General features: G+C 64.5%; 13 protein-coding genes. 4 read left to right on the top strand and 9 right to left on the bottom strand.

Going from position 1 to position 14783, the window contains the following annotated elements:
* Positions 1–103: 103 nt before the first annotated feature.
* Positions 104–307, bottom strand: coding sequence for a cold-shock protein (locus NKG59_RS15915; RefSeq protein ID WP_004631953.1), 204 nt, complete (start codon positions 305–307; stop codon positions 104–106).
* Positions 308–882: 575 nt separating this feature from the next.
* On the opposite strand from NKG59_RS15915, the gene clpS reads away from it, so the two are divergent.
* Both clpS and clpA read left to right on the top strand, forming a co-directional pair.
* Positions 883–1209 (top strand): ATP-dependent Clp protease adapter ClpS, encoded by a 327-nt coding sequence (clpS, locus tag NKG59_RS15910; RefSeq protein ID WP_011002382.1) that lies wholly within the window; start codon positions 883–885, stop codon positions 1207–1209.
* Positions 1206–3494 carry an ATP-dependent Clp protease ATP-binding subunit ClpA gene (gene clpA, locus NKG59_RS15905; protein ID WP_253538630.1) on the top strand — a complete coding sequence of 763 codons (2289 nt, stop codon included), beginning with the start codon at positions 1206–1208 and terminating at the stop codon, positions 3492–3494. Before clpS ends, clpA begins: the two co-directional genes overlap by 4 nt.
* A 67-nt stretch (positions 3495–3561) precedes the next feature.
* Here the strand turns inward: clpA and dut are convergent, their stop codons facing one another.
* The 3 genes from dut to coaBC are packed head-to-tail and all read right to left on the bottom strand — an operon-like array spanning position 3562 to position 6253.
* Positions 3562–4008 carry a dUTP diphosphatase gene (gene dut, locus NKG59_RS15900; protein WP_024974963.1) on the bottom strand — a complete coding sequence of 149 codons (447 nt, stop codon included), beginning with the start codon at positions 4006–4008 and terminating at the stop codon, positions 3562–3564.
* Entirely contained in the window at positions 4005–5051 is a 1047-nt protein-coding gene (locus NKG59_RS15895) for an LLM class flavin-dependent oxidoreductase (protein WP_253538628.1), read from the bottom strand. The genes dut and NKG59_RS15895 overlap by 4 nt, the downstream gene beginning before the upstream one ends.
* A complete protein-coding gene (gene coaBC, locus NKG59_RS15890; RefSeq protein ID WP_253538626.1) occupies positions 5048–6253 on the bottom strand; it encodes a bifunctional phosphopantothenoylcysteine decarboxylase/phosphopantothenate--cysteine ligase CoaBC in 1206 nt (401 codons plus the stop codon). The genes NKG59_RS15895 and coaBC overlap by 4 nt, the downstream gene beginning before the upstream one ends.
* A 149-nt stretch (positions 6254–6402) precedes the next feature.
* Here coaBC and NKG59_RS15885 point away from each other — a divergent pair, with 149 nt between their 5' ends.
* Entirely contained in the window at positions 6403–6981 is a 579-nt protein-coding gene (locus tag NKG59_RS15885) for a YdcF family protein (RefSeq protein ID WP_253538624.1), read from the top strand.
* Between the two features lie 4 nt (positions 6982–6985).
* On the opposite strand, the gene NKG59_RS15880 is transcribed toward NKG59_RS15885, so the two are convergent.
* The 4 genes from NKG59_RS15880 to NKG59_RS15865 all read right to left on the bottom strand — a co-directional run bounded on the left by NKG59_RS15880 (position 6986) and on the right by NKG59_RS15865 (position 11882).
* Entirely contained in the window at positions 6986–7363 is a 378-nt protein-coding gene (locus NKG59_RS15880) for a DUF4180 domain-containing protein (RefSeq protein WP_253538621.1), read from the bottom strand.
* A 7-nt stretch (positions 7364–7370) separates the two neighbouring features.
* Positions 7371–7895, bottom strand: a complete 525-nt coding sequence (gene lspA / locus NKG59_RS15875) for a signal peptidase II (protein WP_253538618.1) — start codon at positions 7893–7895, stop codon at positions 7371–7373.
* Entirely contained in the window at positions 7895–10774 is a 2880-nt protein-coding gene (gene ileS, locus NKG59_RS15870; protein WP_253538616.1) for an isoleucine--tRNA ligase, read from the bottom strand. The genes lspA and ileS overlap by 1 nt, the downstream gene beginning before the upstream one ends.
* Before the next feature lie 109 nt (positions 10775–10883).
* On the bottom strand, positions 10884–11882 hold the full coding sequence (locus NKG59_RS15865; protein ID WP_024974970.1) for a bifunctional riboflavin kinase/FAD synthetase: 999 nt from the start codon (positions 11880–11882) through the stop codon (positions 10884–10886).
* Between the two features lie 219 nt (positions 11883–12101).
* On the opposite strand from NKG59_RS15865, the gene NKG59_RS15860 reads away from it, so the two are divergent.
* On the top strand, positions 12102–13934 hold the full coding sequence (locus NKG59_RS15860; RefSeq protein ID WP_253539111.1) for an ATP-binding response regulator: 1833 nt from the start codon (positions 12102–12104) through the stop codon (positions 13932–13934).
* 60 nt (positions 13935–13994) lie between these two features.
* On the opposite strand, the gene NKG59_RS15855 is transcribed toward NKG59_RS15860, so the two are convergent.
* Complete coding sequence (locus NKG59_RS15855) at positions 13995–14660, bottom strand: response regulator transcription factor (RefSeq protein ID WP_004631976.1); 666 nt, start codon at positions 14658–14660, stop codon at positions 13995–13997.
* Positions 14661–14783 lie beyond the last annotated feature (123 nt).

Below are 14783 nucleotides of genomic sequence, written 5' to 3'. Positions count from 1 at the left end.
CTCCGCCATTGTCTGGTGCCGCGGCAACAAAAAACCCGGCATGTCGCCGGGTTTTTTGCATTTGGACACCGTCGCCATCAGGCGGGGTGCCGCGCAACGCCAATCAGGCAGCCTGGATGTTGGTGGCCTGCTTGCCCTTCGGGCCTTGCGTCACTTCGAACGAGACGCGCTGATTTTCCTTGAGCGTCTTGAAGCCAGCCATTTGGATGGCCGAGAAATGCGCAAACAGCTCTTCGCCGCCTTCGTCAGGCGAGATGAAACCGAAACCCTTGGCGTCGTTAAACCATTTGACCGTACCGAGTGCCATGAAAACCCCTCCGTTAAAACACAAGTCCGAGCCGGGAGGTATGCCTGTCGGGGCAGTGCAGAGCGGTACCGCGCAGTCATCGCCCGGCCGCCGGCCTGCACGGCACGACGAATGGCGCGGGTGGAACCGCGCCGCAAGCGATCGGTCTTCTTGTGGCAAACGCCACAGCCTGAAGCGGTTGTCGATCTGTAGTCGACTGGTGTGAGGCCTCCCGGGCTCACCATTCATGCGGCTCGCTGCCAACGGTTTGCGGGGCAGTAGGGCGCACATGCTGAATTCGATTGTTCGAGGATTGTAAGAGACTGTCAAGGCCACAAAGGGTGGGTTTGTGGCGAAAAACGGTCAGTTTCTGAAGAGGTTTTGCTCGAAATCCAGCCGATCGCCTCCAAGTACGGAAAACGATTGGCATCTCAGGCGCGGAGCTTGCGCCGGTTCCAGCCAACGCAGGGGCGGTAAAACGCCTCGCGCCCGAGGGCTGACGGACGCACGCTCCACGGGCCAAACCGTTTGTAGACCTTGAAGTCGGTGTTATTTCCCCAAATTGCGAACTCGAAAGGAGTGGTTAGAATAAGACCATGGCAATCCGGCAAGCGACCACTCCACAACACGATGCAGGCACCGTCCTCGAGCGGAAAGAGCAAGCGCTCAAACCGCCCGCGATGTACAAGGTGCTGCTGCTCAACGACGACTACACCCCGATGGAATTCGTCGTGATGATTCTTCAGCAGTATTTCAGCAAAGACCGGGAGACCGCCACACAGATCATGCTGACTGTGCATCGGGAAGGTAGGGGCGTGTGCGGTATCTACACACGGGATATCGCCGCGACGAAAGTGGAATTAGTGTCAACCCATGCACGGCAAGCGGGGCATCCGCTGCAGTGCGTGATGGAGGAAGCATGATCGCGCAAGAACTGGAAGTCAGCCTGCACATGGCGTTTGTCGAAGCCCGGCAGGCTCGCCACGAATTCATTACGGTGGAGCATCTGCTGCTTGCGCTGCTGGACAATCCGACGGCCGCGGAGGTGCTGCGCGCCTGCGCCGCCAACATCGAAGACCTTCGCACGCATCTGAAGAACTTCATCGCCGACAACACGCCTGTGGTGCCCGGCACGGACGAGGTGGACACGCAACCCACGCTGGGTTTCCAGCGCGTGATCCAGCGCGCCATCATGCACGTGCAATCCACGTCCAACGGCAAGAAGGAAGTGACGGGCGCGAACGTGCTGGTCGCCATCTTCGGCGAGAAGGATTCGCACGCGGTGTACTACCTCCAGCAACAGGGCGTGACCCGGCTGGACGTCGTGAACTTCATCAGCCACGGCATCCGCAAGGACCAGGCTGAGCCCGCCAAGCAGGGCGAAGGCAACCCCGAAGGCGAAGGCGGCGACGGCAAGGAAAGCCCGCTGGAGCAGTTCACCCAGAACCTGAACGCGCTGGCCAAGGCCGGCAAGATCGATCCGCTGATCGGTCGCGAGCAGGAAGTCGAACGCGTGGTGCAGGTGCTGTGCCGTCGGCGCAAAAACAACCCGTTGCTGGTGGGCGAGGCCGGTGTCGGCAAGACAGCCATCGCCGAAGGCCTGGCATGGCGCATCACCAAGGGCGAAGTGCCGGACATCCTCGCGAAGTCCGTCGTCTACTCGCTCGACATGGGCGCGCTGCTGGCCGGCACCAAATACCGCGGTGACTTTGAGCAACGCCTGAAGGGCGTGCTGAAGTCGCTCAAGGACAATCCGAACGCGATCCTGTTCATCGACGAAATCCATACGCTGATCGGCGCAGGCGCCGCTTCGGGCGGCACGCTGGACGCAAGCAACCTGCTCAAGCCGGCGCTGTCCTCAGGCGCACTCAAGTGCATCGGTGCGACGACGTTCACGGAATATCGCGGCATCTTCGAGAAAGACGCAGCGCTGTCCCGCCGCTTCCAGAAGATCGACGTGGTGGAGCCGACGGTTGATCAGACCGTGCAGATTTTGCGTGGCCTGAAGTCGCGCTTTGAAGAACACCACGGCGTGAAGTACGCATCGTCGGCATTGACTGCGGCGGCTGAGCTGTCGGCGCGCTTCATCACCGACCGCCACCTGCCGGACAAGGCAATCGACGTGATCGACGAAGCTGGTGCCGCGCAACGCATCCTGCCGAAGTCGAAGCAGAAGAAGACCATCGGCAAGGGTGAGATCGAAGACATCGTCTCGCGCATCGCCCGCGTCCCGCCGCAAAGCGTGTCGCAGGACGATCGCAGCAAGCTGCAGACGCTGGAGCGCGACCTGAAGTCGGTCGTGTTCGGGCAGGATCCGGCCATTGATGCGCTGGCTTCGGCCATCAAGATGTCGCGTGCAGGCCTGGGCAAGACGGACAAGCCGATCGGCTCGTTCCTGTTCAGCGGCCCGACGGGCGTGGGCAAGACGGAAGTCGCCAAGCAGCTCGCATTCATCCTGGGCATCGAGCTGATCCGCTTTGACATGTCGGAGTACATGGAGCGCCATGCGGTGAGCCGCTTGATCGGCGCGCCTCCGGGCTACGTGGGCTTCGATCAGGGCGGTCTGCTGACGGAAGCCGTGACGAAGAAGCCGCACTGCGTGCTGCTGCTGGACGAGATCGAGAAGGCGCACCCGGACATCTTCAACATCCTGTTGCAGGTGATGGACCACGGCGCGCTGACGGACAACAACGGCCGCAAGGCGGATTTCCGCAACGTGATCATCATCATGACGACCAATGCGGGCGCCGAGACGATGAACAAGGCAACGATCGGTTTCACCACGACGCGCGAACAGGGCGACGAGATGGCCGACATCAAGCGCATGTTCACGCCGGAGTTCCGCAACCGTCTGGATGCGACCATCAGCTTCCGCTCGCTCGATGAGGAAATCATCATGCGCGTGGTCGACAAGTTCCTCATGCAGCTGGAAGAGCAACTGCACGAGAAGAAGGTGGATGCCATCTTCACCGAGAAGCTGCGTCGCTTCCTGGCGAAGAAGGGCTTCGACCCGTTGATGGGTGCACGTCCGATGCAACGGTTGATTCAAGACCTGATCCGCAAGGCGCTGGCCGACGAACTGCTGTTCGGCAAGTTGACCAATGGGGGCAAGGTGATCGTGGACCTGGACGATGCGGATGCGGTGAAGCTGGAATTCTCCGAGAACGAAGCGCCGCCGGCACCTGCCCAGGAAGAAGCGGAAGCTTGACGAGTTTGTCGCACCAAAGAAAAGGCCCGGAATCTCCGGGCCTTTTTGTTATGCGTGGGCGATGTTGTCAGTGGCGCCCGGTGCTGCCGAAACCACCCGCGCCACGCTCGCTCTCGGCAAAATCGTCGACGATGTTCAGCTCGGCTTGCACCACCGGCACGATCACGAGTTGCGCAAGGCGCTCCATCGGATTGAGCACGAATGCCGTGCTGCCGCGGTTCCACGTGCTGACCATGAGCTGGCCCTGGTAGTCCGAATCGATCAGGCCGACCAGGTTGCCGAGCACGATGCCGTGCTTGTGGCCCATGCCGGAACGCGGCAGGATCAGCGCGGCATAACCCGGGTCGGCCAGATGGATGGCCATGCCGGTCGGGACCAGATGCGTGGTGCCGGGCTCGATGGTGAGCGGGGCGTCGATGCAGGCGCGCAGGTCTAGCCCGGCGCTGCCGGTGGTGGCGTACTGCGGGAGCTGTTCGTGCAGGCGGGCGTCGAGGATCTTGACGTCGAGTTTCATGCGGGGCGGGCCGAAGAGGTTGCAGAAGCCGGAGATGGTAGCGCAAACGCCTCGGCCAGCAGCTCGTATGAGCGCAGTCGCGCCTTGTAGCTGGGTGCGACGGTCAGCACGATCAGTTCGTCGGCGACAAAGCGTTCCTTGAGCGCATGCATCTGCTCGGCCACGGATTCCGGTGTGCCGATGATGCTGCGTGGCCGCTCGCGCATAGCGATGGCCTGGTCGCGCTCGGTGTAGACGTGGGCCTCGCCTTGCTCGACGGTCGGGATCGGGCCGTTTACGCCAAGCGCCATCTGCACGCGGCGCAGGTCGACGGCGGCTTCATAGCGGCGCGCTTCGGCTTCGGTATCAGCCGCGATCACGAAGACGGCGGCGGCGCTATACGGGCGCGCGTCGTAGCCGGGCTCGAAATCCGTGCGGTACTGCTGGGTGACGATATGCCCGACGTGCGGGTTGATGAAATGCGCGAACGCGAAACGGATGCCCAGACGCGCGGCCAGCGCGCCGCCAAAATCGCTCGAGCCGAGCATCCACAACTCGGGCTTGGTATCGATCTCGGGTTGCAGCAGAACGCCGGCCGCTGGGTGATCGGACGGCAGCGTGCCCGTCAGGTGCCAGATCAGTTCCTGCACCTGCTGCGGGAAGATGTCGCCGCGGTTGTAGTCGCCCATCGCCACGGCTTGCGCGGTGCGCATGTCGCCGCCAGGTGCACGGCCGACACCCAGGTCGATGCGGTTCGGGAACAGCGCCTCCAGCAGGCGGAACTGCTCGGCCAGCTTGAAGGGGCTGTAGTAGGGCAGCATCACGCCGCCGGAGCCCACGCGCAGGTGCTTCGTGGCGCTGGCTACGCGGGCAATCATCACTTCCGGCGCGGGGTTGCTCACGCCGCGCAGGCCGTGGTGCTCGGCGCACCAGTAGCGCGTGTAGCCGAGCGAATCCGCGAGTTGCGCCAGGTCGACCGTCGCGGCGATGGCATCGCGTGCGCTGTGGCCGTAGATGACCGGACTTTGGTCCAGAACCGACAGGCGGATTGGCGCGGCAGTCATGATCGTGCCCCATGCACGCGGTCGGCGATGGCGGCGACGATCTGGCGCGCGAGCGTCAGCTTGTCGGCGCGCGGCAGGCGCGTGATGCCCTTTGCATCGAAGAGTGCGACTTCGTTGTCGTCGCGGCCGAAGGTCTGCTGGCCAAGATTGCCGACCAGCAGCGGAATGCCCTTTTTCTTGCGCTTGGCCTCGCCGAACTCTTCCAACCGTTCGGTTTCGGCCGCAAAGCCGACGCAGAAAGGCGCATTCGCCCGGCGCGCCACACCGGCGAGGATGTCCGGGTTCTGTGTGAACGTAAGTGCGGGTACGTCGGAGTCGTTCTGCTTCTTGAGTTTCTGTTCCGCCGCTTGTGCCACGCGCCAGTCGGCCACCGCCGCAACCGCGATGAAGATGTCGTTCTTGGCAGCATCCAGCTCGTGCATGACGGTGTCGTGCATCTGCTGGGCGGTTTGCACATCAATGCGCAGCACGCCTGCGGGCGTGTCCTGATGGCACGGTCCGGCAACCAGCGTGACTTCTGCACCGGCCTGCGCTGCCGCACGTGCCAAGGCAAAACCCATCTTGCCGCTGGACAGGTTCGTGATGCCGCGCACGGGGTCGATCGGCTCGAAGGTCGGGCCGGCCGTCAGCAGCACGCGGTGACCGCGCAGCAGCTTGGGCTGGAAGAAGCCGATGAGCTGCTCGACGATGTCTTCCGGCTCCAGCATGCGGCCGTCGCCGACTTCGCCGCAGGCCTGGTCGCCGGCGTCGGGGCCGAGCAGGGTGACGTCATCCGCGCGCAACTGGGCGGCGTTACGCTGCGTGGCGGGCGCGGCCCACATCTGGCGGTTCATCGCGGGCGCCACGAGCAGCGGGCAATCGCGCGCGATGCACAGCGTGGAGAGCAGGTCGTCGGCCATGCCGTGCGCGAGCTTGGCCAGAAAGTCGGTGGACGCCGGCGCGATGACGATGGCGTCCGCTTCGCGCGAGAGGTCGATATGCGGCATGTTGTTGCCGATGCGGCCATCCCACTGTGACGTGAAGACCGGACGACCGGAAAGCGCCTGCATCGTCACCGGTGTGATGAAGTGCGTGGCGGCCTCGGTCATCACCACCTGCACGGTCGCGCCAGCCTTGGTCAACAGCCGTACCAGCTCGGCGGACTTGTAGCACGCGATGCCGCCCGTCAGGCCGAGCACGAAATGTTTGCCTTGCAGTTCCATAACAACCCGCTTGGGAATCCGATTGACGCGATATGCGCGGGCAGGATACAACCCGGTGCCCGGGCTTCCTGCTAAACAGTGGCGATGATACCGGCTTGCCCCGCGGCGCGTCTGGCGCCCCGGTTTTTCCTCAAATGCGCATTCCCCATATGGTTTTCGGTCGCTCAGCAGTTCGCAATGTCCTCGCCTTGATCGGCGGTTGCGCCATCGCTGCGGTGGTGGCCGCTGCCGCGCTCGTCTGCGGGGCGAAGGCATGGCTGCGCGAGGAGCCGAGGCTCGCGCACGCAGACGTGATCGTTGTGCTGGGCGGAGAGTCGGGTCAGCGCGTGATCGGCGCTGCCGAGCTGTACCACGCGGGTGTAGCGCCTCGCGTGTTCGTCAGCGGCCAAGGCGATTGCCTGCTGATCGAGCGCCGCCTTGTGATGGCCGGCGTGCCGGCGGAGCGCATCGGCCACGAATGTGTGTCCGGCAGCACGATGGAAAATGCGCGGATGACGCGCGAGACGCTGGCGGGCCAGCAGGTGCAGAGCGCAATCCTGGTCACGAGCTGGTATCACACCGGCCGGGCGCTGGCGGTGTTCCGCAAGGTGTGGCCGGAAGTCACTTGGGGTGCGCAAGGCGTGTTCCCCGGTGACACGCTCGCCAAGTCGGTGCCTGTCTACGAAGCCGGGTCGATTCTTGCGGAGTACGTCAAGCGCGCGTGGTATGCCGTGCGCTACTGGGGCTGAGCCCTTATTCGACAGGCATGGGCCGCGCATCGGCGGCCAGATCGTCGAGCGACGGCACGAAGCGGATCGTGTCGCGCTTATTGGATTCCCGCACCCAGTCGCGCAGCGCGCTGCTGGCGTGGAGATGCGCCGAGATGTCACCGACCACGGCGAGCTTCAGTCGGTAGTTCGTGATCTTCTGCGCGATGCCGCCAGCCAAGCCGGTGCGCAGCACAAAGAACGCCGCATCGAGGCGGCTGACGGGCACGGCAACCATCGTTGCGCCATGCCCCAGCGCCTCGCCGATCACGTGGTCCAGCGCATCCTGCTCGCTGGCGATGGGCGGGCCGGCCTCGTCGAGGCACAGCACCGCTTCACCATTCCAATGCCGGAGTTCTGGCACCGCAGCGTCAGCGCCGCACGCGCCGCAGTTCGTCGACGATCAGCAGTACCGCACCGATGGTGATGCCGCAGTCGGCCACGTTGAACGCCGGCCAGTGGTAGTTGTGCAGGTAGAAGTCGAGGAAATCCACCACGTGACCGTAGATGACACGGTCGATCACGTTGCCCAGCGCGCCGCCCAGAATGAGCGCCAGGGCAAAGCAGAACAGCTTTTGCCCGCTGTGCCGCTTGAGCAGCCACACGATGAACAGCGCCGCCGCCACGCCCAGGCCCGTGAAGAACCAACGCTGCCAGCCGCCCGCCGCGGCCAGGAACGAAAACGCCGCCCCCTTGTTATAGGCGAGCACCAGGTTGAAGAAGCCGGTGATCGGCCGCGACTCGCCGTAAGTGAAGGTTTTGAGGACGGCGATCTTGGTCAACTGGTCCAGCAGGATCCAGATGACCGCCAGGCCCAGCCAGGGGCCCACGCCATGACCGCCGCTGCTCTTCTTCAACCCGATCGACTTGCTCTTGCCGTTGTTGCGAGTGGCCATCAGGCAGCGCTCCGTTGTTCGCCGGCACCGAACAGGTTGTCGGTGCAGCGCTTGCAGAGGGTCGGATGGGTCGCGTCGTGGCCGACGTCGGCGCGGTAGTGCCAGCAGCGCTCGCACTTGGCGTGCGTGGACGGCACCACGGTGATGAGCAGATCGCCGCCTTCCGGCGCGCGCTCCAACTTGGCCGCGGACGTGATCAGCACGAAGCGCAGGTCGTCGCCGAGGCTGGCAAGCGCGTCATGCACCGATTCACCTGCCGACACCGTCACTTCCGCCTGCAGCGACGAGCCGATCTTGCCGTCGATGCGCAGCGCTTCCAGTTGCTTGGTTACTTCACCGCGCACGTTACGGATGGCGGCCCACTTCTCCAGCAGCGCGCTGGCGCCTTGCGGCACCGGAGCGTTGTAATAGGTGCTGGTGAAGATGGTGTCGGTGTGCTCCGTGCCGTGCGCAAACACCTGCCATGCCTCTTCGGCCGTGAACGACAGGAACGGCGCCATCCAATGCAGCATTGCCTGGGTGATGTGGTACAGCGCGTTCTGTGCGGAGCGGCGTGCGAGCGAATCCGGCGCCGTGGTGTACAGGCGGTCCTTCAGCACGTCGAGGTAGAAGCCGCCCAGGTCTTCCGAGCAGAACGTCTGCAGCTTGGCGACCACCGGGTGGAATTCATACACGTCATAGTGCGACAGCACTTCCTTCTGCAGCGCGTCCGTCAGCGCCACGGCGTAGCGGTCGATCTCGAGCCATTGCTCGGTCGGCAGCGCGTGCTTGGCGTGGTCGTAATCCGTCAGGTTGGCGAGCAGGAAGCGCAGCGTGTTGCGGATGCGGCGATAGCCTTCCACCACGCGCTTCAGAATTTCATCCGAGATCGCCAGTTCGCCCGAATAGTCGGTCGAGGCCACCCACAGGCGGATGATCTCAGCGCCCATCTTGTTGGCGATTTCCTGCGGCGCGATCGTGTTGCCGATCGACTTGGACATCTTGCGGCCTTCGCCGTCCACCGTGAAGCCGTGCGTGAGCAGGCCCTTGTACGGCGGCTTGCCGTACAGCATCGAAGCCGTCAGCAGCGACGAGTGGAACCAGCCGCGGTGCTGGTCCGAACCTTCCAGATACAGATCAGCCAGGCGACCGTCCGGCAGGTCGGCCGAAGCGTCGTACAGATCCGCCGCGTGCGAGCCGCGGATGACGTGCCAGTGCGTCGTGCCCGAGTCGAACCACACGTCGAGCGTGTCGCGGTTCTTCTCATACATGTCGGCTTCATCGCCGAGCAGCTCGCGCGGGTCGAGCGTCTGCCAGGCTTCGATGCCGCTCTTTTCGATGCGCTGGGCGACCTGCTCCAGCAGCTCAGGTGTGCGCGGGTGCAGCGCGCCGGTTTCCTTGTGCACGAAGAAGGCCATCGGCACACCCCATTGGCGCTGGCGCGAGAGCGTCCAGTCCGGGCGGTTGGCGATCATGTTGTGCAGGCGCTGCTTGCCCCACGACGGGTAGAACGCCGTCGCGTCGATGCCCGCGAGCGCGGTCTCGCGCAGCGTGGCGTTGCCGTCGTTGGGCTGCACGTCCATCCCCGCGAACCACTGCGACGTGGCGCGGTAGATGATCGGCGTCTTGTGGCGCCAGCAGTGCATGTAGCTGTGCGGGTGCTTGTGCGCGTCGAACAGGTTGCCGGATTCGCGCAGGACCTCAACGATCTTCGGATTGGCATCCCAGATCATCTGGCCGCCAAACAGCGGCAGCGTCGATGCATACACGCCGTTGCCCATCACCGGGTTGATGATTTCCGAGTCGGGCATGCCGTGCGACTTGCAGGACTGGAAGTCTTCCACGCCATAGGCAGGCGCGGAGTGGACGATGCCGGTGCCGGTATCGATCGTCACGTAATCGCCCAGGTAGACAGGCGAAGTGCGGTCGTAACCAGCGTCCATCTTGGCGAGCGGGTGGTGGAAGCGCGCGCCCGAGAGTGCGGCGCCTTCGCACGTGGCCAGCACAGTGCCTTCAAGCTTCCAGCTTTGCAGGCATGCTTCGACGCGCTCTTTGGCGACGATCAGCAGCCCACGCGGCGTGTCGACCAGCGCGTATTCGATTTCCGGGTGCAGGTTCAGCGCCTGGTTGGAGGGGATCGTCCACGGCGTGGTGGTCCAGATCACGATCCAGCCTTGCTTGGCCTTGAGCACGTCAGCACCCACGTGGAAGGCGCTGGCCAGTGCGTCGATATCGGCAAACGGGAAGCCAACATCGATCGACAGGTCGGTACGGTCCGCGTACTCCACTTCGGCTTCCGCCAGCGCCGAGCCGCAGTCGAAGCACCAGTTGACCGGCTTCAGGCCGCGAAAGACGTAGCCCTTCTCCAGGATCTTGCCCAGCGCACGCACCTCGTCCGCTTCGTTGCGGAAGTTCATGGTCAGGTACGGATCGGCCCAGTCGCCCAGCACGCCCAGGCGCTCGAAATCCGCCTTTTGGCGCGCGATCTGGCCGGTGGCGTACGCACGCGCCTTCTCTTGCACTTCCTGGACGGGCAGGCCCTTGCCGAACTGCTTTTCGATCTGGATCTCGATCGGCATGCCGTGGCAATCCCAGCCCGGCACATAAACAGCGTCCAGGCCGGTGAGGCCGCGCGCCTTGATCACCATGTCCTTGAGGATCTTATTGACCGCGTGGCCGATGTGCAGGTCACCGTTGGCGTACGGCGGGCCGTCATGCAGAATGAACTTCTTCGCGCCCTTGCGCGCGGCGCGGATCTTCTTGTAGAGCTGCTTGTCCTGCCATTGCTTCACCCATTGCGGCTCGCGCTTGGGCAGATCGCCGCGCATGGGGAACGGGGTGTCCAGCAGGTTGACCGGGTACTTGCTCTTCTCCGGCGTGGGCTTCTTGGAATCGGACATGGTGTGATGTGGGGCAGATTCGGGCAAATCGGATCGGTGCAGGCGCGGCTGACAGTGCAGGGCGCGCGTGCGCAGCGTGTGGCTTCTGGGCGGCGAACGTGTCGGCCGCCTACTGAATTCGGTCGGTGGCGGAGGTGGCGAAGTCGCGCCGAAGCGTGGGCGACTCGCCGGCTGGCGGAATGGGCAGGCCGAAGAACTGCCGTGCATGAACGCAGTCCTGCGCGATCGCATCCTTGAGGGCATCGAGCGAATCGTAACGAGCCTCGTCGCGCAGCTTTTTCATGAATTCCACACGCACCAGCTTGCCGTAGACGCTGGCGTGGTAATCAAAGATATGCACTTCCAGCAGCACGCGGCCGGAGTCGTCCACCGTCGGTCGCACGCCAATGCTGGCGACGGCCGGCAGCGGTTTTTCGGCCAGCCCGTGCACCTGCACGACAAAGATGCCGGCCACGGCCGGCTTGCGATGCGAGATGCGCAAATTCAGCGTCGGAAAGCCCAGCGAGCGGCCGAGCTTTTGCCCGTGCACCACGTGTCCGCTGATGGCATAACCGTGCCCGAGCAGGCGGCGGGCGTGTTCCAGGTCGCCGGCGGCCAGCGCTTCGCGCACGGCCGAGCTGGAAATGCGCACGCCGGACTCCGACACCGAGCCCATCTGCTCGACTTCGAAGCCAAACTGGGCACCGGCGGCCTGCAGATAGTTGAAATCGCCCGCCCGCTTGGCGCCAAAGCGGAAATCATCGCCCACCAGCAGCCAGCGCGTGTGCAGGCCATCGACCAGAACATTGCGCACGAACTCGTCCGGCGTCTGCCCAGCGAAATGCGCGTTGAAATGCTCCACGACCACGCGGTCGACGCCCTGGCGACGCAGGCTTTCCAGCTTGTCGCGCAGCAGCGCAATGCGGGTGGGCGCGCGGTCCGGCATGAAGAATTCGCGCGGATGCGGCTCGAACGTCATCACCGTAAGCGGCAATCCGCGTGCGTCGGCCGCCGCGCGTGCGCGGGCCAGCAAAGACTGGTGCCCGCGGTGCACGCCGTCGAAGTTGCCGATGGTCAACGCGCAGGGCGCGCGACTTTCGGCGTTGGGCAAGCCGCGAAAGACTTTCACGAGAAGCGTCGGTGGTCGAGGAAAGGAGAAGTGCGATTTCGTGCCGGATTGGCCTGACAGCCGCCAAAATCCAGCAAAACGCACATTATATAAGGGATTGCCCCATCCCCGGCGCGCACGCGGCTGGGTGTCGGGGTGTTGCACAATCGTCCGAACGGTGCGCCCGCTCGGCGCATGCTTGCGGCACAATCCGATATCCAGTTCCTACCCGATATCTCCTTGAACGCCTCGCTGCGCCTTTTCTTCGCCAAGTTTGGGCTTGCCAGCCGCGCGCCGCTCGAACTGGACGCCCGCGCCAAGCTGCTCGCCGCCGTGCATCGCGGGGCGCCCATGGGGATTGCTGCCTCGGTCGTGCTGCCCGCCTTGACGGTCGCAGCGTTTTGGGGCGCCTCCAACCGCCCGGGGCTGCTGGGCTGGTGCCTGATCATGCTGTGCCTGACGGCGTCAGGTCTGCGCTTCTATTTTGGCTATCGCTACGACCTGACCCGCATGACGCTGGCCGCGCACACCCGCAAGTGGTGGACGGGCATGCACGTCATGTCGGCCGTGGGTGGGGTGGCGTGGGGCTGTTCGGCGGGGCTGTATCTGATGTCGCCGTCGCTGGAGTTCAGCAGCCTGCTGATGATCGTGATCATCGGCGTGGCGGCGGCAGCGGTGTTGTCGCAGGCGCCCGTGCCGTCCAGCCTGCTGATCCTCGGGACGGGCATCCTGGCGCCGCACTTTGTGCTGGCCGACCAGGCATTTCCGGGACACGGGCTGTATTTGCGCGGCGTGCTGCTGTTCTTTGCGGCCCTGCTGACCCGGCATGCCGTCAACATCCACAACACGCTGGTGCGCGAAATCCAGCTTGAGAACGAGAGCCGCCAGCTCGCGCGCCGCTATCAGGACGAGAAGCAGCGCGCGTTGTCGGCATCGGAAGAAAAATCGCGCTTCCTGGCTGCCGCCAGCCACGACTTGCGTCAGCCGGTGCATGCGATCGTGCTCTTGGTGGAAGCGCTGCGGGCGCGCAACCAGTCGGAATCCTTGGCGCCGCTGGTGGAGCAATTGGCCTCAGGCGCCGCGACCATCGATCTGCTGTTCCGCTCGCTGCTGGACCTGTCCAAGCTGGAGAGCCGCAAGACCTCGCCGACGCTGGAGCCGGTGGATCTGGGCGAGGTCATCACCGAAGTGGTCCAGCAGTTCATGCCGGATGCGCGCGCCAAGGGTCTGGCGCTCACGGCGCGCATTCCGCCGCTGCCGGTGTTCGGGATGGCCGAGCCGGTGCTGCTGCGCCGGGCGCTGTTCAATCTGCTGCAGAACGCGCTGCGCTACACCGAGCGCGGCGGCGTGATGGTGGCGCTGCGCGTGCGCCAGAAGCATCTGCGGATCGAGGTCTGGGATACAGGCATCGGCATCGCGCCTGAGCATCAGAAAGACATCTTCTCGACGTACTACCAGGTTGAAAACCCGGAACGCGATCCGAGTCAGGGCCTGGGTTTGGGCCTGTCGATCTACAAGGAATGTGTGCGTCTGCTGCGCGGCACGTTTGGCGTGCGCTCGGTGCCGGGGCGCGGCTCGATGTTCTGGATGGCGCTTCGACCGGTGCCCGCCGAGATCAAGGCACCGCTGGCCACGCAGCCACGCGCCGAGCAGAAGCGTGCAGTGCTCGATCAGCCGCGATTCTCGGGCGTGGTGCTGGTCGTGGACGACGACCAGCAAATCCGCAAGGCTTGGCACGCGCTGCTCGAAGCGTGGGGCGTGGAAGTCCACAGCGCCGCCGATGGCCGTTCCGCAGAGCAACTGCTCGCGCGCGGTATCCGTCCGCAGATCATCTTCTGCGACTTGCGCCTGCCCGGCGAGGAGGATGGCCTGCAACTGCTCGAACGCTGGCAAGTCAGCCACCCCGATGCCCACGCCGTGCTGCTGACTGGCGATCGCAACTCCGCCGCCCTCGCGCGCGCCGAAGAAGCCGGCTACCTGCTACTGGCCAAACCGATGGACCCGAACATGCTGCGCGTGCTGCTCAAGCGCTGGCTGCGCGGCCGCTCAGCCGAGCCGCAGGTCGCTTATTGACGGTAATGTGAAACGGCGCCGTGAAGGGCGCCGTCAGAATGCTCAGATGAGGCGGCTGGATCAGGCAGCGCCGGTCAGGCGAAAGCGTTCCATGCGCGAGATGATCTGGATGCGCGTGCGTACGCCCAGCCGCTGCAGAATCGCCGAGACGTGTTCTTTGACGGTGTTTTCCGTCAGGCCCAACTGGCGCGCGATCGACTTGTTGGGCAGGCCTTCGAGCAGCAGCGCCAGCACCGAGCCCTGGCGCGGCGTCAGCCCCAGTTCTGCCGGCGTGATGGGAATGCCGTGCGAGGCACCGCCCTTGCCGTTGATGCCGCCCATATCGTCTTCGGACGGGAACGACGCATCGCCGCCGAAAATGCCGGCCACCGCCTTGGAGAAAGCATGGGCATCGGCGTGCTTGCCGATGAAGCCGATGGCGCCTAGCGCTTGAGCCTTGGCGACGATTTCCGGCGTGTTTTCGGCCGACATGAAGGCAAAGCGTGCTTCTGGCAGTTTGCCGCGCAGTTCGCGCATGGCGTCGAAGCCCGTGCAATCGGACAGCCACACGTCCAGCAGCACGACGTCCGGTCGGACGCCTTCCTCCACCAGCGCAAGCGCCTGGCGCCGGCCAATAGCCGCGTGCACCTGAACTTCAGGCAAGGCGTGTGCAAGAAACGTGGTCGTGCCAGATAAGGCGAGAGGGTGGTCGTCGACCACCAGCAGGCTACGCAGCGAGCTCGTCATTCTTATTCCCCGGTGAGGGCAATGCCCTCTTGTTGTTGTACGCGTGTCGACCCGGCGCGGGCGATGGTCGACGGGCCGGGTGTCTCACCCTGTGCCGATCGACTGTCACGGTATTGCCCGCAC

The sequence above is a fragment of the Ralstonia chuxiongensis genome, from assembly GCF_024158925.1.
In the GTDB taxonomy this organism is placed as follows: domain Bacteria; phylum Pseudomonadota; class Gammaproteobacteria; order Burkholderiales; family Burkholderiaceae; genus Ralstonia; species Ralstonia chuxiongensis.
The sequence above is the reverse complement of the archived record's forward strand: the minus strand, read 5'-3'. Positions and strand labels throughout refer to the sequence as shown.